The following is a 19,997-nucleotide window of genomic DNA, read 5'->3' on the forward strand; positions in this document are numbered from 1 at the left end:
TTATTATATCTACAGAAATCGAATTTTCTTTTTCCAAGCTCATTTTCAGAGAAGTAGCTACCATTTTATGATCTTCTATTAATAAGATTTTCATTTATTACACTCCTATCCATAGGTATATCTATTTTAAATTGTACATAAGATTCTTCTGAATTCTCATCATCGTTAAATATATTAAAAGTAAATATTCCCCTATATTGCTTCAAATTTAATCGTAAAACATTTAATCCAATGTTTCCATCTTTAATTTTGTTTTCATCATTTATATAATCTCCGATATTCGTAATTATTAAATATATCGTACTATTTTCAACTTTTAGTATTATATGTGTGTTATAACCTTTAGAATGCTTGAACGCATTTATTAATAATTCGTTGATACATTTATATATTAACTCATCATAAGGAGTTGGTAAATTAAGATTTTGATCGCATTCAAATTCAATAAGCATCTGTTTGTTTAAATACATATCTTCCAAATCTGATATAAGTCTATTATATGCTTCATATAAAGATTTGTAATCCTTAAGTTTTGGATTAAATGAGTCTATTTCATGTCGAATTAAATCATTTAATTTTTCTAGATTTTGTAAGATATAATCTTTTCCTGAGCCAGTTAAATTATCTTCAATCCATCTACGTATTGCTATAATAATTTGAAGTATATCATCGTGTAAAAATGTTTGTATTTTCAGGATATTAAGCTTTTCAAGTTCAGTATCCTTGTACTTTTCATAATAGTAACCCTCCAAAACTTCATCAAATGTAATGAGTTTATAATTTCTATATTTTCTGTAACTTCTAAATTCTGTCAAAAAAATAAAAAAGTACAAAGATATAATAACAATCACCCTTAAAGTCATACCGACTAAAAATAATATTATAAATAAAATAGTATATCCAGGTAAAAGCTTTCTCATTGCATTAGTAAATAACAAGATTCTGTTTTTTATATTTGTACTTATCATCTTGTACAACAATATTAATTCCATGAACACCAATGATAATAAAAGATATTCACTAATCGAAATAATTTCTATATTATTAAAATACATATAAATAATGAAAGAAATAATAAAACTTATTTGCAAAAACATAGTGGAACGACTATGATACTTTCTTACGTTTTTATTTATTAGCCACAAAATACAAGGGCTTATTAGCAAAATAATGAAAACACTCTTAAATAATAAACTAGAAAGCATATAATTATAATTCATTATTATTGCTGAAATAGCAATAATAATAGTTATTAAAGTTCTTATTATATTTAACTTTTTTATTGAATATATAAGCTCTAGATTTCCCAATAAAAGTAAGTTGTAAATCATTAATTCGATATATTTGCCTATCAAAAAATCTCTCAACATTAAATCTTCTATAAAAATAAAAATAATAAATAGTATGGTAAGTAAACTATAATTCAGAACGAATTCTTTCTCATCATTTAATATAGTAATCACATACGTAATAAAGTTTATTATGCTTAGAGAAATTGCTATAAAGACTCCCATTTCCAATTCTTGGTAATATTTTAAAAAAGGAATTATTGGTATAAATAAAATAACTTGTAATAATATATGAATAATCAAGATTAAATTTTCTTTTTTCATTTTTCTTCCTTTATGAATTAATAAATAAAAAGTATTAACTATCCATATTTGGAGTTAACATTTGTATTTGTTTAAGCTTACCTAATACTATTATAAACTAAATCTTATCATAAATTAGTAGTTTTAATATTTTATTTCTTTGGATATTTTTATCTTAATTTCATATTAATGTCGAACTTTAGATCATCTAATTATTTATATTATTATAAATTATGATAGTTTTGATAATACTTATGTTAAAATAAATAATTTAAATATTGCAGCTTATTAATTTACACAAACTTTCGGACATTACTAAAAAATAGGCACGCTAAATTCTATAAAACTATGTTTTACAAATTCATAAATATGAAATAAAAAATCTATAAATATCAAGATATAAAGCTCTCAAAGAATAACTTAGGAGATCTGATACTAACAGGAAGTATACTCTTTGAGAATTTTTTACAACCAGTTAATGTACTTTGAATAATATCATCTTTATTTCCTACATATATAATTTTTCCTAAAATATCATAGGCATCGATAATTAATTCATTTATTCTTACTGGTTCTAAATTACCATTTTGATAATAATAAGATCGGTTAGGAACAATATGAATCTTTCTAAAACCATAGCAAGTTGAAAAGCTATCTATAAAAATAAATTTATCATTCTTTTTTAATAATAAGTCTAAGTCTGTACTACCTTTGTCAATTACCAAATTAGTCATCCTTACTTGAGGTTTAAATTCCGGATATGAAATCCTACAATTTCCAGTACTATGTGTGTTAAATATCTCAGATGTATAATTAGAATGAAGAAATTTATGCCATTTTCCAGACTTTATCAATGTTGTTTTTTCAGAATTAGTTAATTCATCATCAACAGGAGTCCAGCCAGAACTCATTATACTGCCATCATCTATTACTGTTAGCTCATTATTTATCTTTTTATTAATTAAATCATTTATTAAATTTTGTTTACCAACTAATAGATCAGATTCTGATAAATGACCAACTACTTCATGTATAAAAATTCCACTTGCCAGCTCTGAAAGTAATACATTCTCCCCTTTTAAATTCATATTCTTAACCGGGGAAAATTCAGATATAAACTGTAATTTCCCTCTAAAATAAAACATTTTTTCAATTAATTGATTGAAATTATCAACATAAAAATATATTACTTCATTAACTGAATTATTTAAAATATGTAATGCTAAATCAATATGACCATCTAGAATCGAAATTGACTTTTGGGAATTAGTTAATTTCTTATTTACTATTTCCCACTTTAAATAATATTCAATATTATATTTTTTACAAAATTGTTCAATCACTTGTATATAAAATTTAAAATTAGATAAATTTAACATATTATGATCAATTTTAATAAAATCAAATTTATTATTCAACATATTTTCATAAAATTGTTTATTTTTATAGTCAAACCCCTTTTCATAGTAATTCCTATCTTGTTCAGTATAACTTAATCCGTTAAATAAATATCTTAATTTAAATTCATTCTTTAAGGATTTTATTGGAGTGTTAAACATTTTAGTAATTTGATATCTTGTTATTTTCACTATTACTTGCATAATTCTTCTAAATACTTTATTATTCCTTCTTGTTCAATTTTTTTCATACTCTTTGTAATATGTTTGATATGTGATTTATCTTGTCTATAGTCATCAAAATATCTAAATTTATAAAAATCAGAAAAGTTTATTTTTGGATAATTCAATTTTAATAGCTTTTCTATATATTCATTCATTATTTTTTTATTGTAATGATTATATATGTTAATTGCTATTATAAGAAAATCTATATATTCATCTTCTGTCAATGTATTAAACAAATATGTATCTTTTAAAAGCTCGAAATAAACTTTGGCACTCGAATAATCATGATTTTTAGTATGCCATTTCAATATCTTAAACACCCCTTCTTTATTATTAATCATAATATCTTTTCTCTTGTTGATAATGTATTTTATATCTAAATTTTTACGTTTGATTATAAAGTTATTCATCAATAAAATATCCATATCTGATAAAATAAAATTATTAATTGCATCCAAAGGTGTTTCTACAATTGGTTCATTATTCACATTAAATGATGTATTTATACAAACATTAAGATCTGATACTTTTGAATATTCTGATAATAAATTATACATAAATTGATTCTGTGAACGCGTGACTGTTTGAATTCTTGCTGTATTATCATAATGAGTAATTCCAATTAATCTACTATCTATTACTTTAGATACAAAAAGCATATATGGAGAATCTTTAACACCTTCAAAATACTTTTCAACACAGTCAGATTGAACAATTGGTGCCAATGGTCTAAATGGTTCTCTATGCTTTATGTTAAGATTAAGTCTATCTCTAATTTTTATTGAATCTGGCTTTGCAATTATACTCCTATTTCCTAAAGCTCTAGGTCCAAATTCTGATTTCCCCTGATATATTCCTATTATCATTCCTTCGTTCAAGTATTTTGCTATTTCTTTTTCTGGATTGTCAAAAAATTCATATTCGATTTGATTATCATCTAAAACCGATAAAATTTCTTCTTTATCATGCTTTTTACCCAAATATATTGACTTTAATGGTATAGCTTTTATATTTTTAGATAATGATCCTAAATATGCCATACCTATTGAACATCCATCATCAGTAGAAGCGGGAAACGGATAATATTTTCTTATATTATCCATAGATAAAATTGCTGTATTTAAGTTAGTGTTTAAAAAAACTCCTCCAGAAGAACATAAATCTATTTCATTTGATATATTTTTTAAATGAAATTTCAAATATTCAAGGACACTCTTTTCTAACTCTGATTGAGCTATAGAAGCTACTTTTTTTGCTCTATCCATTTGCCAATTTATTGGTCTTATATATTTAGCAATTTCAGTAATTATTGTTGTTTTTTCTACTTTCTTAGGTAAATCAGTTCTCTTAATTCTTTTATTGATTAATTTATATTCATAGAGAAATTCAATAAAATTATCAAATAGAAATCTAATATCTCCTTTTTCGATTTTAAAGAATCTCTTATTATACCTTATATCATTTCCATATGCAGATAAACCCATAGTTTTGCCTGCAGCAGGTATACCTGAATCAGAAAAGCCTAAACAATAACTTATAATATCATAGAACATTCCGAGACTAATATTATCATAATCCCCAAATTGCTTATCTATTTCTGTTATTTTATTATCTTTAATTTTATATAAGCTTATGCTCTCGAATTTATACTGACTAATCCAATCTCCCTGCTCATCAATTACAATAGCATAACCATTATCCATGCCTGAACTATAAACAGCACTTGCGGCATGAGTCAAATGATGATAAGGATTTGATAATTCCACAATTTTATTCTTATTTTTAATAGGTATATAATTAATAGCTGTTTCAATACAATTGTTTATGGATTTTCCTACTACAATGCTATCTAAATCATCAATAGAAATATTTATACTGGATAAGCAATAATTGATGGCTTTTAATGGTGGTAAAACTATATCTTTTGGATTTCTAGCATAAAAACCATCGGAGTGTTTTCTCCTATCTAATCGTTCCTCTGCTATAGCAGTCAAGATTTCGCCATTTTTACATATCGCTACAGATCTGTCATGATTTGACATATTAATACCCATTACATAGCAGTCCATTATACGTGTTCTCCTTTCTTGGTATTAAATATTCTAAAATAAAAGTTACATACAATAAATAATATCAGCAATAATAATGAAATTTTCATAAAAAACATCTTTACATTTTTTCCCATCCAATAAGCTACTAAAGGTTGGAATACAACTGCAGATAGAGATGAAACTGAAGATACAACCGAAAATACAGTAGCTTTATTTCTATTGGTAGAATTTTCATTTATTCCACAAGAAATTGATATAAATGAAATTCCAGAAGCAAACGCAAATAAACACATAAATAACATAAGAGCAATAAAAGATTTGTGATTTGACAATAAAATCATCATAGAAAAGCTTAATAAATATAATATCATCGACAAATTATTTAGGATAATGCTTTTTAAATTTAATTTACTTGTCAAATAGCTAATAATAGAAGATATACTAATATATATACCATTTAATATTGGAAAATATTTAATAGCTATTCCTAATTCTGAACCATAAGGTTGCCAAATTAGATTAAAAGCAGAAAATGCCACAAAAGAAAAAATTGACATCATCAAACTTATAATCAAATTGTAGTTGGTAAAAACATCCTTCACTCCACTTACAGTTAATTTAAATATAGAATCCACTTCTCCTTTATTGTCTCTCATAAATATAGTAGATAAGAGTGCAATAATAATTTGAATAAATATTACAATATACAATACAAAAAAAGATTCATTTATATTCAACATTATTATGAAAGTTATAATAGGTAGAGTAAGTATTACTTCTATCAATTTAGTCTTTCCTGTATAATTTTTAAAAATTGAACTTTCATACTTAGAACCTAACCAAGCTGGTAAACATCCACTCATAAGTGCAGCACCAAGCCCTTTTGTCACATATGAAATAACTAATATGTTGAATGAATATCCAAGAATTAACAAAATATAGGATAAAATACTTAAAATAACGCCTACAACATAAGTTTTTCTTCTACCTATTAAATCTGCTATTGCCCCACTTGACAAATCAAATATCATTAAGCTACTCAAATATACACTCCAAAGGATACCAATTTTAACATATGATATGTTTTTAGAAAGCAAGAATATGGTTATTACTGAATTAGCTAACAAATCTGCAATTTTTTGCAAAGCATTGATAACTACATATGTTGATAATTCGATTTTTGTTCTACTCATTGAATAACTCCATTATTTTCTTAAACTCTTTAATATTCATATCCCCTTGAATCATTTTATCTTTTATATGCCCTTGTGCTTTATAAGCCTCACTTATAACAATATTACTGATTAAATACAATACATATATTTGTTTTCTATTTAATTCATTATATGATATTTGGGGAATTCCTCCCTCTTCTAACATTTCCTCATAACAATTAGTAATTTCAATATTATACTTTAAATTGTTTTTGCAAAACTCAGTATTTGGATGGGGGACTAAAATATATGGTTCTATGAAATCAACAATATTATTAGCTATAAATATATACATAGCATTTAAATCTCTTAATTCATCTTCTATCGTTATACCAGGTAATCCAATTATCCATTCTAATCCAATAGCCATTTTATTTTCTTTTACTAGTTTTGCCAATTTAAATATATTGTTTATATTAATATTTTTATCTGCATATTTTATTGCTGTATTATTACATGACTCAAGTCCTATAAGTATACTTCTACTTATTCTTGAAATATATTTTATCATTTCTTCATTCAAATTATTTAAATGAGAAAACAAACCATTTAGAATTATTTCATTGTCTTCCAAAACCTTACATACTTCTATTACATGTTTCTTATTAAGAGTAAACAATTCATCGGATAAAAATACAAGTTCTAATTTTCCATTACACGACCTTTTCAAATTTTCTATTTCTTTTCTTATAATAAGACTAGATTTAACTCTATATTTGTTCCAATCCTTGGTGTTTTTACAAAAATTACAAGCATACGGGCAACCATATGATGTTCTTATTGAAATTGGTAATTTAGTAACTTTCATTATATACTTCTCAATTAAATATATAGTTTTATCTAAAAAACTAAAATCAATAGCTGGCAATTTATTATAATCATCTATATAATTAGCCCCTCTCCTATTAACAATCTTTTTATCTATATTTAATAGACATCCATTAAATTTTTTATAGTTATCAAAATTAATATTTTTTTCTTCTATAAAAGAATTTATTACTAACTCTGATTCTCCTCTTATAGCAATATCGATATTTGGTAGTAATTGTAACAACTCATCTTCTAACATTTCTGTTAACTTTCCACAATAAATAATTCTTTTATTTTTATCCATTTTCTTTACAATATCACTAATCAATTTAATAGAAAATATTGTTGCAGTATTAGTATTATTCATATAATAATCAGTATGGAAAACTAGAACATCGAATTTACAACTATGAATGATTAATTTCAGTCTTTCATAATCTTCATCTTTATATGATCTAAAAATATTCTGCATAGATATATATTCGACATCATGTCCTTGAGATTTTAAATATGTGCATAATTGCAAAGGTGCAGTGTTGACAACTTCATAATTCATTATATTAGACACAACACTCTCTATTAACTTTCCCTTTCTAAACGGAGTAATTACTAAGATATTCAACAAGATCACCTACATTCATTATATTCTCTTACTAATCCACTAAATATATTTTCTTTAGTAAATAGCTTAATCATGTTTTCTATAAATTCTTTTTTATCTTTTTCTTTTAGTGAATAATTTATTTTTAACAATTCTTCTGCCTTAGCTAGACCATAATATATGTAATTAATAATAAATTCGTATACCGGCTTATTAATACTAACTAGTTTTCTATTTAAGAAAATTATTGCTCCGCTATCAGTAGTATCTATTCGATATTGCATATCATCTATTTCAAAAATTTTCATTTCACTATTCCCTCCATAAAATATGGACATGAAAAGTCTCTAGAAGTTAAAGAATATTCATCTTTATAAAAAGATCTTATCCTGCAACCACCACCACATAATGTTACATATTTACATTTTTCACATACCTCGCTTATATCTTTCATTTTTATATTTCTCAATTTATTTAAAACTTTTGAATTTTTCCAAATTGATTTAAAATCATCTTTAATAATATTACCACACAAAAGTTTCTTATTTTCTCCAGAAATAACACATGGATATACATCTCCATTCGATATAATATTACAAGATGTAATACCTGCATGACAGCCTGTATTATATGAATTGCTATATGGATAAAACATAAGAGGAGAAGAATATCCCCATATTTCGCTAACATCTGATAAGCTGTAACCTAAATTTAGCATTGGAAGATATATCTCCCATGGACAAGAGACAGATAATTTATAGTTTCTTATTTTACCTTCTAACTTTAACGCTGTTATTTTTTCAATGAAATTTTTCCATTGTTCATATGGAATTTCATTGTCGTCTGTATGATCTTTATGTAACAAAGAAACATATTTTATTATAAGCACATCTTCTATTCCGTTATTTTTCAAAATATTAACATTTTTTTCAAAAAAATCAATATTCTTTTTCGTTAATACTTGTGCTATCGAAAATGGTATTTCATTATTTTTTAGTATTTTTATGTTTTTAATCACTTTATCAGTGCTCTCTCTATATATATCATTTACGCTATTAATAAAACTATCAATACTTATTACTAGATGAAATGACGTATTCATTGCTATGCGGAATAATCTCGAATCTAATAAAGATCCATTGGTTACTAAAGTCAAATCTATAAATGGTTTCTTTAGAGTATATTCTATCAAATCGTATATTCCTTCTTTTAACAGTGGTTCACCACCTGCAAAATTAAATGAATATGTCCCCATATTATATAATTCATCTATAATCTGTTTAAATTGGTTTATTGTTAATTCATCTTTTATATTTTTTCTATTAGCAGCTGAACAATATTGACAGTTGAAATTACAATTTTCAGTAATATCAATATCTACCTGAATTGGAAATTCAAACATAAATTATCCTTTCATAATAATATGAGCAAGATATGAATAAGTTTTAATATTTATATATAACATATCTTGCTCAAAATGTTATTTAATTAACTAATTCTTTTAAAATGGACTTGTTCTGTTCCATTGAAGAGATGTGACCGGAATTGATTCCACTTCAGGAACAATTTTTTTACATTCCAGCTCTTTTGTGTTTTTCTTTTTATCCTCCGACTTATTAATTTTTTTACCCTCATGATTTTTTTTACTCATAATCAAATCCTCCTTAAATATATTTTTCTATTTGTATACAAAATTAGATGCTATATATTCATACATTGAACATATATTAAAGATTTCTATCATAGAATCTTATAATTATAATATGATATTCAAAAATAATTTTCAGCTAACTTTTGTGAATAATTTATTCTACACAAAACTACACACTCAATTTTCTTGATCTTTACCAAAGATTAAATCTAGTAAGTTTTAGTTTAACTTCTATCTCTCATCTTCTTTAAAATGTTCTGTCCTTTTTATCTTTTTCTTTTCTTTACTTTTTAAATCATTTATTTGTCCTAGTATAGATTTCTTTTCTTTATTTTGTCCCTTTAATTGTTCTCTTGATTTTAAAAGTTTAGTAGATAAAATACGCACATTCTGATGTTCTTTTCCGTTGTTATAAATACTTGTTTTTACTTGTCCGAAGATTTTAACAAAATCTCCTTGTTTTAGTTTCTCTAAATCTTTTGTCTTATCTTCATAGGCTGAACAATTGGTATAAATTTTATTACCATCGTCATCTTTAGAAACAATTGAGAAATTGCTTATCTTGAATTTTTCTCCATTTGCATTTTCTCTTTCAAGATTTTCTACTTTGCCAACTATATTACCCACAAGATTTATAAGGTCGTCTTTCTCTTCAATATCACTGATATTTTCAAAAATCTTACCTTGTTCTTTCATATCATCTATCATATAGTCAAAGTCATCACTTAGTAGACCTGTTGTGTCATTGTTCATATATAAAATATAGACTTCTTCAAGTGCCTTTTCATCATTAACACCTTTTTCTATGCTCACAAGTGCTTTTATAAAATCCTTGTAATTATCATTCATCATTTCTTCTAAGTTTTCTCTAATATCTTTGTATTCCATAATTTCCTCCTTTTTCATAAAGCCGTCTATCTCTCTTTTTTCGTGCTTCCTTTTTCTGCTGACTGATAAGTTTTTTCTTTTGTTTTGTATCTGCTTGATTTCTTCTTTCATTAAAATTTTTTTCTATGTTTTTTATTTTCTTTGTCCTTTCTTTTTGATTTTGAGCAATAAAAAACAGTAAACCGATTTCATTTACTGCTTCGTGGATTGTATCTTGTATCTTTTATTTGGTTATTTGAGTTTAATAAACTGGGATTCATAAATTACTATCTAACCATGTTTTTAGTTCATCAAAACTGTAATCTCCTTTTAACGCTATTCCATCTTAAATAATTGAATTCTTACATTCCTTTTTGTAACCCTCAATCATTCTCCCAAAATCACCTCCTATATCACAGGCAAAGAAATTAGGTATATTTTTAACCTTAGTTTTCTTTCCTCTATATTACTTAGGACAAATGGAGCAGTTTTGAGTAAGTATTTATTCTATTCCTTATGTATTATAAGAATTTAAAATTATCAAATAAAAAAGACTTCCAAATTAAGGGAAGTCAATTATCACTAATATATTTATAGGATGTTTTGTTTATTTAAAAATTCAGAGCTACTATTGTATATCCTTATACAGCCATTTTCTACAGACCAAATTTCATCAAATTTGTCTATAATTCTAAATAGATGATGTGATATCACTATATTTGTCAACCCATTATCTAATATATCGTTTATGATACTTTTTCTTGATTGATCATCTAAGGATGAATCAGGTTCATCATATATCATCAATTGTTTATTTGCTTTTAAACTTCTGAGATATATCAATTTTTGTTTTTCACCATCCGACAAATCATTAGCATTTTTCTTTAAAAAGTCATCTTTCAAATTAAACAATTTTATGTATGACTCATCAATTTTAAAATGTCCATATAATCCTAAATTATTTTTAACTGTATCATCAAATATCTGATTATCTTTAGATATATATATTATTTCTGATAAATGGCAACTATTTCCACTAATTATTTCCCCTTTATAGTTATCTATAATTCCAGATATTATCTTAGCCAATGTACTTTTACCTGATCCATTAGATCCTAAAAGCAAATAATTTTTACCCTTATCTATCTTTAAATTCACTTTATCTAATATGTTTTTATCTTCGCTAGAAAATGAAATATTTTGTAGTTTTATTGGAAATATATCTTTTTTTATATTCGATTTAGCATTATTTCCATTATTCAACAAAGCGTTATAAGACTCTCTAATAGGCTTAGATGAATTTATTTCATTTATTGCCGATATAATATTAGTTAAAGGAAAAGTTACATTCGCCATAAGTTGAGCTACTGCTATCAGCATTCCAATGCTTATAGTTTTTTCAAAAACTAGATACCCTCCTAATATATATATAATTAATGTTACAATTAAATTCAAGAATGATATAGCTCCATTAGCCATCCCAATCTTATTTTCTAAACGTTTTTTTGATTCCGCAGAATTATCAACTACTAATTTAAAATTAGTCAATATTTTATCCATGATATTAAAGGATTTTATTAAATAAAACAAATCTATATAGTTTTTACTAATAGACATGTACTTTTCATAGTTTTTAATCCTATATTCACTTTCTTTATTAATCCATTTTTTTAAAATAAGTGGTGCGATACATAATATTAGTCCAATTATTAATACAAGAGGTAAAAATAATACATTAAAATAAATTATTGTTATTGTAGAAATTATCAACAATATTAAGTCACTAATGATTTCTAACCTTATTTTAATATATGATTCTTCTAGTACGTCTAATTGATTTGTTAAAAAACTAAAAAATTCAGATTTATCCTCTTCATTAACCTCTATAGTATTAGTATTATAAAAATATTTTAATGCGTTAAATCTAATAGTTTTCATATATTCTGATGAAATACTATTTTTTAGCACTATAGATATTAGCAATACAAATATTAACAGTGCAACAGAAGTAGTTGTTTTAATAATATTATTTTTAAATACATCATAATTTCCTATCGTTATTGAATCTGTAATATTTTTTATTGAGATAGCAAACCCAGAATTTAATAAAGAATAAATAACCTGTAATATAATTAGAATTATTATTTTTCCTTTTCCTTTATATAATTTCATAGTTACTCATCTCTAATTCTATCAAGCACTAATTTATGACCAACATATGATAATACGAGAAAAATAACAAATGATAGTAAAAAGTTCGAATTTTTTGAAACTGTTATATATTCTGTTTGTAACGTTTGTGCTTTTGAAACTATATCATTAATTATTGTGCCATCTCGTAACATTATAAAAAGGAATACATAGAATATAAAATTCATAAAAAAGTATAGTACATTTACCTTAGTCTTATCTTTTTGATTAATGCTATAGCCCTTATTTAGAAAATAACACATTATTATACTAAATAAAACTGGGCTTATCACAATCAGCATAAAACTAATTACTTCTAACTTTTCTTTTAGCATAGATAAAATAATTATCATTGTAACATTTACAAGTAAAGATCCCATCAAGTTTTTCCTAATAATCTTTGACATTAAATACCTCCTATCATATTGTTTGCAAAATGTATTAAAATCGGCAACTCAATTTTTTGAGTCCTATAATATATTAACCCCATAATAATAGCAAAAGGAAATCTATTGGTTAGGTTTTCATATACAGGTCGATTTTGATGTGTTATAAATGCAAATATTAGGCTTGAGACTAAAACACAAATAATTTGAGAAAACTTACTTTTTTTTAACTCATTAATAAGCATACCCCTAGCCCATAATTCTTCAGATATTGATACCACTAATGTTTGCAGTGCAAAAAATATAATCGAGTAATCCCATTTTCCTAAACCATATATGACAGCAGTTATCAATATTATTAATAAAGAAAAAATACATATTGTTTTAGAACTAAAATTTCTAATTCCGATGTTCTTCAAGCTTATTTCTTCTCCTGATTTTACCAAAAATAAGTATGGTAGTATTACAAAGGATAATGGTAATATTAGAAAAGTTTGTATAACGCCATACTTATCAAACTGCAAATCTAAAGCTATAAAAACTAAGCTAATTGCAAACACTAAAATTTGTGGTAAAATACTCAAAAATATAAAACGACTTAAATCAAGTTTTTTAATTTTTTCAAGCATTTATATGTCACTCCTTGTGAATTTTCTACTTCCGATAAATGAAAAAATAATAACCAGACCCCAGTTTATAATCATAAACTTAATAAAATCTAAAAATCTCCCAGAATCTATTAGATTTTCAAGATAGTATATTGGCGAAATGATTTTAACACCAGGAAACTCTTTAAAATATAACAATATTATCCAAACTACAATAAATATCCCTATGGAAACATAAGATTTAAAATACATACTCATACTTTGAACCATGCTTATCACGAAAATATATGATGAATAAATAGCGATAATTGCTAATAACTCGTTAGCCCAATTTGTTCCTATTAGTCTACCATCAGATATATCTAATCTTGAAACAAAAATATAGTAGCAAATTATTGAAAATAGAATGAACAGAATTGTCACTATCGCCCAATAAATAATTTGTTCATATAGTTTTGCATTATAAATCTTCTTTCTATTATTTATTCTTGTTAACATAATTGAAGTACTACCGTTGTCTATCTCTCCTCTCAATATGTTAGAACTATTTATAGCTAAAATCAAATAAAACACAAACACCATATAAACGAAAACATACATACTATTTGCAAAAGCTAACCCATTCACTGCTTCATTGCTATTGTAAGTTATAACACTTGAGTTGTTATAAACACCAATAGAATAAAGTAGTGGAATTAAAAACATAAAAAGAAGAATAAAGTTTTCTTTTCTTTTTAACTGTTTAATTAATTCAAATTTTATTATTTTTAGCATCTGTTCTCACCTCTAACATTTTTTCTAACGGATTTATTATTCTTTCTATTTTTGTAATTTCAGTCAATTTAGCTATATATTCAAGTTTTTTATTTAAATTTTGGTTTGATATTTTTACAGTAAAATCATCTAGAATCTCTACATAGTTTTCATCCAAATCAATTGTACTTTTAACCTTAATCAATACTGAACTCTTAATGTCTAAATCCCCATCATATATTTTTTCTCCTCCTCTTATTACTATAAGTCTATTGCAAAGTGATTTAACTTCATCTAAATTATGGTCTGAAAAAATAACAGCTAAATTTTTGTTTTTAACCATTTTTTTTATGTATTCCTTAACCATTGATCTTCCATTAATATCAAGTCCAACAAATGGCTCATCTAAAAGCATTATAGATTTTGTATTCAAAATCGCTTGTGCAAAACCAAGTCTTTGTTTCATTCCGAAGGAAAATTCCTTTATCTTTTTTCCTTCTACATTATTAAGACCAACTACATTTAAAACATTTCTTATCTTTTCGTCTATTTCGTTTTTATCTTTTTCTTCATTGAGAAATAATATTGATCTTAAATTCTCATAAGTATTCATATAATCATAGAATCCTGGATTAACTGAAATTCCAAAATTTTTTCTATATGAAGAGTCTATTTCCATTTTATTCTCTTTATAAAAAAGTTCTCCAGAATCTGGTATAATATTTCCTGATATCATATTTAATAAAGTAGTCTTACCCGCTCCATTAACTCCAATGAGACCAACAATATCTCCACTATTTAATTCCATTGAAAAATTAAATAGACCTTTTTTATCCCCATAATTTTTAGTTAGAGAATCTATCTTTAATAAACACATTCTTCCCCCCCTAATTAAATTATATTTTCGATTAAATTTTTAAAATATCTATAATTTAATGCACAATATGCGTCTTTTTCTTGTATACTGTCATACTTAAGAAAACTTCTTCCTCTACATCCTCCACCACATAGATATTTGTATTCGCACTCTTTACAATTATTTATTTTGCTAACTTCAATTCCTAAGAACATATTGTTTGGACTTTTTAGTAATTCTTTAATATTTTTTGTCTCTAAAGCATTTCCTAATTTGAATCTGCTAGAATGCAACATATGACATGGATAAATATCTCCTTTTGAATCTATGCTTATAAGTTTCTTACCAGCTTCACAGCTTTTTCTACAATTAATGCCAAAAGTCCCTATTGGTGTGTCCGATATTTTAGTATTTACATTTAAATCCATAAGTATCTTTTCTATTTTTACTAGATCATCATCTCCTAGAATATAATCTTTGAACACCTCATCTCCAAATTCGTTTGTAAAAATACTGAAAGAATAACTTACACCTAATTCTTCTGCAAGTTCATTATATTTCCCCATTTCATTATAGTTTTTCTTATGTAAAGTTACTATCAAATTAATATTTGGTGTTAATTCTTTTATTCTCTTTATATTTGAGAGAACTAAAGACATTATCCCCTTATCCCTAATATATTGCACTTGTTCATTATATCCATCAATAGAAATATTAAATTCATCTATATAGTCTATCGCTGAAGCATACCTATCAATATCTAAAGTTCCATTTGTTATGGTACACAGTTTCTCTATTCTTAGTTCTTCTTTTATATATCTACAAATCTTACCCATGTCATCCCTTAAAAATGGTTCCCCTCCAGATATTACAATCCCTTTAACACCTGATTCCTTTAATTTTTTAAGTATATTGCAGATTTCTTCATAGGTTAACTCCGTCTTGTTATTTCTATTTTCAACATAAGAATAACATCCGATACAATGTAGATTACATCTATCATTAACATGTAAATAAGCAGAGTCCACTCGAAAATCGGTCTCATCGTAATAACCTAATTCTAATAACGCTCTTTCTAATTCTAATGCTTTATCCTTATTATATGGAGAACCTTTTTCTAAATAATCTAGCGCATCTTCTTCAAGCCCAATAACCGCACCGTTATTAAAGTTTCCAATAATATTAATTCCATTAACATTAAATATTTTTACATTTTTATTCATATTTTCTCCCACAAATAAATTAAAAAGGTTGCTACAAATAATAAATCGAATTCAATAATCACGAATTAACTATATAGTTAGAAATCACTCTATGATCTCGAAGTCTCAAATCATAAATAAAGATTGACCTTAGACCTTAATAATTAATAACTGATATTGGAAATGATTTATTATCCATATAGCAACCACTAAGTAATTTTTAGCAATTATTTTTCAATGTTATATAATTGCTGAGTTATAATGTTTACCAATTCTTTCCATAGCTTATACATACACCAAAAGGACCAACGCTAATACAACCTGGTGCTAAAGCTTTTTTGCTTCTGAATAACATTTAATTCACCTCCATTTCTTTGATATCTATATAATATCAGTTAATTATTTCTCTTATATAACAGCAACCTTACATTAGATTAAATCTGCTTTACTTTAACATAAATATTCTTTAAAAAAACAGAGCTAGCAACCTGATATGTCCCTCCTTTCATGAATCATCAGTAAGGTAAGGACATATCATAGATAGGTTACTAACTCTAATCTTTAACCGTTTGTTTATCATAATTATATATTTCTAGCTCAATTGTAAAGTATTTAGTGTAACTATTAGTGTTCTGCTGAGTTAAGTATATTCTTCCCTGATGTAACTCAACAATCTTCTTTGTAATAGCTAAACCTAAGCCTTTATTTTTATTCGCACTGTTTCTGGAACTATCATCGGTTACAAATGGATCAAATATATTTTGAGCTATTTTTTCATTTATTTTACATCCTGTGTCTCCAATTATCACTAATATTTTATTACTACAACACTTTATTTCAAAGTATGCTTTTCTACCCGCCATATTATGATCCACTAAATTCTGCATTAGATTTTTTATAGCTCTATTAAAAATATTCTTATCAATTTCTACAAATAATTGTTCCTCTGGTATTTTTATTTCTGTCTCTATATTATGTTGTTCAAAAACGGGTAGAAAATCTATAATTGACTGTCTCATATATTCACAAATATCTATAATTTCAAGATTTAACTTATACTTATAGTCTTCATACTCAATTATTTCTGACATCTGATTTAATAATGAATCAATAATAATTGCATTTTTATTTATAGCTTTTAAGTACTTATTTAAATCTCTTTCTGCTATTTTCTTATTAATCAGCGCTTCAGAAAACCCCTTAATCACTGTTATAGGAGTTTTTAGATCATGTCTTATGTCAACAAATAATTGCATTCTTCTAGCTTTATTCTCTATCCTTTCATTTTTCAGTTCTCTTAAAGATTCAACCGTTGAATTAAATGCATCTCTAATATAAGAAAATTCAGTAATTTTTATTCTATTATTCGAATCTTCAATAAAAGAATATTTCTCTTCTTTTAATTTTGAAAATCCGTATTCTAATTCTTCTAATGGTTTATGCAATCTATCGAATAGTAATCTTGAAAACAAAAACAATACAATAAAAGTCCCTAATATAAAAATCAAAATTCTTATTACAAAAAATAAAATAAAAAGATTAAGATTTTGTTTTTGAGGGGTAAGTAAAATTTGATTCTTGATATATTTAGAAGGCACTACCACAACTCCGTATTTATTATTAGTTAGACTTTTTACAGATCCAAAATACTTTTTCCCATTGTATTCATAAATACCTTTGTTTAGGTTTATAATATCTTTAAAATTATAATTATTTGGGGCTATATCATTAGAGGTATAATCTAAACTTAAGTCTTCGTTAATAATAAAAATCCATCCATCTATGCCTCTTATTTTATTTAGATTCTCTTTGTCTACCCTATTATTATCAAAAATATAGTCTGCTGAATACTGGTTTGCTACTTTTGAAAAAATATTACTTCCTATTGAATCTAAGGTAATTGATGAAATAATGTAGTATCCATATACAATCGACACTATTATTATTAAGTTCAAAAATAAAAACCTATTAAACTTAATCTCTCCTCTAAACTTAACCATCGAATTTATACCCCAATCCTCGAATTGTTACAATATAGTTTTCTCCATCTGAATTTTTTCCTATTTTTTCTCGAATGCGACTTATATAGACTGACACAACATTTTCATCATAATAGTCATTTTCCCAAACTCTTTCCATGATTATATTTTTCGTAAAAACTATATTTTTGTTTACCATAAAAAATTCGAGTAATTTAAATTCTTGACCAGTTAAATCTATCTTTTTTCTATTTTTCAAAACTTCACAAGAGTCCCTATTTAATTCTAAATTGTCACAAGCAATTTTTTTATTATCTTTTTCTGAAAAACTTAGTCTCCTTAGCAAAGCATTAACTCGAGCAAAAAGTTCCATCGGATTAAATGGTTTTACAATATAATCGTCAGCACCTTTATCAAGTCCTAAAATAATTTCAAAATCTAAATTTTTAGAAGACAATATTATAATCGGGATATTACTTTTTTCTCGAATTTTTTCTAAAACTTCATAACCATCTACTATAGGTAACATGAGATCTAATACTACAATATCAAATATTTCTTTTGAAAATTCTTTTAGTCCCTCCTTTCCATTTTTTGCCTCTTTCATAAAAAAGTTATCTGGCTTATATAGCTTAATTAAATCAATTATTTCTTCGTTATCCTCAATAACAAGTAATCTTATATTATTTTTCATAATAACTTCCTAACAATCACTATTTACTGCAATTTTTTAGAATAATTATATTCACACAATTGATACAATATCACCAAAATTTACATTAAGTGCTTTACAATTCCTGTATAATGTTTCCACACTTACAAACTCACCTTTCCCCATTTTTGCTATTGTAGCCGGAGAAATATTAGCTATTTCTTGTAAGTCCATTTTTTTCATATCTTTATCTATTAATAACTTCCATAATTTATTATATGAAAATCCCATATCATTCTCCAATTCTATATTTTACCTTTCTAAAGGTATAGATTAACTACTTAATTATAACATAGAACACAGATTCCTTTCAATTATATGATTTACTGCGTTAAACTAAACAAAAAAATAAAGGCAGTCCTAAGACTGCCGATATTTACCTCTCTGCACCTTTGCTATGGTCTTTCTTATTTGACTTAGCTTTATCATCTGTCTTAAAGCTTTTTATTTGCCCTAATATGGACTTTTTATCCTTGTCTTGACTCTTTACTTGTTCTTTTGCTTTTAAGAGCTTAGAAGACAAAATACGAACATTTTTATGTTCCTTTCCATTGTTATCAATGCTTGTTTTTACTTGTCCAAATATTTTAACAAAATCTCCTTGTTTTAGGTTTTCTAAATCTTTTGTCTTATCTCCATAGGCTGAACAATTGGTATAAACTTTATTCCCATCGTTATCTTTTGAAACAAGAGAAAAATTACTTACTTTGAACTTTTCTCCATTAGCATTCTCCCTTTCAAGATTTTCTACTTGACCAGCTATATTACCGACAAGATTTATAAGATCATCTTTTGCTTCAATATCACTGACATTTTCAACAATCTTACCTTGTTCTTTCATGTCATCAATCATATAGTCAAAGTCATCACTTAGTAGACCTGTTGTGTCATTGTTCATAT

General features: G+C 25.4%; 19 protein-coding genes and 1 pseudogene. All 20 read right to left on the minus strand.

Features of this window, described 5'->3' with window-relative positions; all coding sequences use genetic code 11:
* Nucleotides 1-94 (minus strand): annotated as a pseudogene (locus SOR60_RS07165) (response regulator transcription factor); the annotation flags it as partial.
* The gene (locus SOR60_RS07170) at nt 66-833 is read right to left on the minus strand and encodes a sensor histidine kinase (RefSeq protein WP_320595596.1); all 768 of its coding nucleotides are present in this window, start codon (nt 831-833) and stop codon (nt 66-68) included. The gene SOR60_RS07170 and the pseudogene SOR60_RS07165, both read right to left, overlap by 29 nt.
* 1,151 nt (nt 834-1,984) lie before the next feature.
* Complete coding sequence (locus SOR60_RS07175) at nt 1,985-3,181, minus strand: metallopeptidase TldD-related protein (RefSeq protein ID WP_320595597.1); 1,197 nt, start codon at nt 3,179-3,181, stop codon at nt 1,985-1,987.
* A gap of 2 nt (nt 3,182-3,183) precedes the next feature.
* On the minus strand, nt 3,184-5,286 hold the full coding sequence (locus SOR60_RS07180) for a carbamoyltransferase C-terminal domain-containing protein (RefSeq protein WP_154541915.1): 2,103 nt from the start codon (nt 5,284-5,286) through the stop codon (nt 3,184-3,186).
* Complete coding sequence (locus SOR60_RS07185; protein WP_320595598.1) at nt 5,286-6,461, minus strand: MFS transporter; 1,176 nt, start codon at nt 6,459-6,461, stop codon at nt 5,286-5,288. Before SOR60_RS07185 ends, SOR60_RS07180 begins: the two co-directional genes overlap by 1 nt.
* Nucleotides 6,454-7,914, minus strand: coding sequence for a B12-binding domain-containing radical SAM protein (locus SOR60_RS07190; protein WP_154541919.1), 1,461 nt, complete (start codon nt 7,912-7,914; stop codon nt 6,454-6,456). The genes SOR60_RS07185 and SOR60_RS07190 overlap by 8 nt, the downstream gene beginning before the upstream one ends.
* Nucleotides 7,915-7,919: 5 nt before the next feature.
* Entirely contained in the window at nt 7,920-8,201 is a 282-nt protein-coding gene (locus SOR60_RS07195) for a hypothetical protein (protein WP_154541921.1), read from the minus strand.
* Entirely contained in the window at nt 8,198-9,295 is a 1,098-nt protein-coding gene (locus SOR60_RS07200; RefSeq protein ID WP_154541923.1) for a radical SAM/SPASM domain-containing protein, read from the minus strand. The genes SOR60_RS07195 and SOR60_RS07200 overlap by 4 nt, the downstream gene beginning before the upstream one ends.
* Before the next feature lie 99 nt (nt 9,296-9,394).
* Complete coding sequence (locus SOR60_RS07205; RefSeq protein ID WP_154541925.1) at nt 9,395-9,544, minus strand: hypothetical protein; 150 nt, start codon at nt 9,542-9,544, stop codon at nt 9,395-9,397.
* 231 nt (nt 9,545-9,775) lie between these two features.
* Nucleotides 9,776-10,432: a DNA-binding protein gene (locus SOR60_RS07210; RefSeq protein ID WP_154541927.1), complete on the minus strand. Its 657-nt coding sequence runs from the start codon at nt 10,430-10,432 to the stop codon at nt 9,776-9,778.
* 570 nt (nt 10,433-11,002) lie between these two features.
* Nucleotides 11,003-12,583, minus strand: coding sequence for an ATP-binding cassette domain-containing protein (locus SOR60_RS07215; RefSeq protein ID WP_154541929.1), 1,581 nt, complete (start codon nt 12,581-12,583; stop codon nt 11,003-11,005).
* Nucleotides 12,584-12,585: 2 nt separating this feature from the next.
* On the minus strand, nt 12,586-13,008 hold the full coding sequence (locus SOR60_RS07220) for a hypothetical protein (protein ID WP_154541931.1): 423 nt from the start codon (nt 13,006-13,008) through the stop codon (nt 12,586-12,588).
* The gene (locus tag SOR60_RS07225) at nt 13,008-13,616 is read right to left on the minus strand and encodes a CPBP family intramembrane glutamic endopeptidase (protein ID WP_320595600.1); all 609 of its coding nucleotides are present in this window, start codon (nt 13,614-13,616) and stop codon (nt 13,008-13,010) included. The genes SOR60_RS07220 and SOR60_RS07225 overlap by 1 nt, the downstream gene beginning before the upstream one ends.
* Nucleotides 13,617-14,369, minus strand: coding sequence for a hypothetical protein (locus tag SOR60_RS07230; protein ID WP_154541935.1), 753 nt, complete (start codon nt 14,367-14,369; stop codon nt 13,617-13,619).
* Nucleotides 14,347-15,225 (minus strand): ABC transporter ATP-binding protein, encoded by an 879-nt coding sequence (locus tag SOR60_RS07235; protein ID WP_320595601.1) that lies wholly within the window; start codon nt 15,223-15,225, stop codon nt 14,347-14,349. Before SOR60_RS07235 ends, SOR60_RS07230 begins: the two co-directional genes overlap by 23 nt.
* Before the next feature lie 14 nt (nt 15,226-15,239).
* The gene (locus SOR60_RS07240) at nt 15,240-16,427 is read right to left on the minus strand and encodes a radical SAM/SPASM domain-containing protein (protein WP_154541939.1); all 1,188 of its coding nucleotides are present in this window, start codon (nt 16,425-16,427) and stop codon (nt 15,240-15,242) included.
* Between the two features lie 533 nt (nt 16,428-16,960).
* On the minus strand, nt 16,961-18,406 hold the full coding sequence (locus SOR60_RS07245) for a sensor histidine kinase (RefSeq protein ID WP_320595602.1): 1,446 nt from the start codon (nt 18,404-18,406) through the stop codon (nt 16,961-16,963).
* Nucleotides 18,399-19,079 (minus strand): response regulator transcription factor, encoded by a 681-nt coding sequence (locus SOR60_RS07250; RefSeq protein ID WP_154542241.1) that lies wholly within the window; start codon nt 19,077-19,079, stop codon nt 18,399-18,401. Before SOR60_RS07250 ends, SOR60_RS07245 begins: the two co-directional genes overlap by 8 nt.
* A 51-nt stretch (nt 19,080-19,130) precedes the next feature.
* Nucleotides 19,131-19,328: a helix-turn-helix domain-containing protein gene (locus SOR60_RS07255; protein ID WP_154542239.1), complete on the minus strand. Its 198-nt coding sequence runs from the start codon at nt 19,326-19,328 to the stop codon at nt 19,131-19,133.
* A gap of 145 nt (nt 19,329-19,473) precedes the next feature.
* A partial coding sequence (locus SOR60_RS07260; RefSeq protein WP_320595603.1) for a DNA-binding protein occupies nt 19,474-19,997 on the minus strand: 524 nt, incomplete at its 5' end.

Source organism: Anaerococcus porci (assembly GCF_034090325.1).
GTDB classification, from domain to species: Bacteria; Bacillota; Clostridia; order Tissierellales; family Peptoniphilaceae; genus Anaerococcus; species Anaerococcus porci.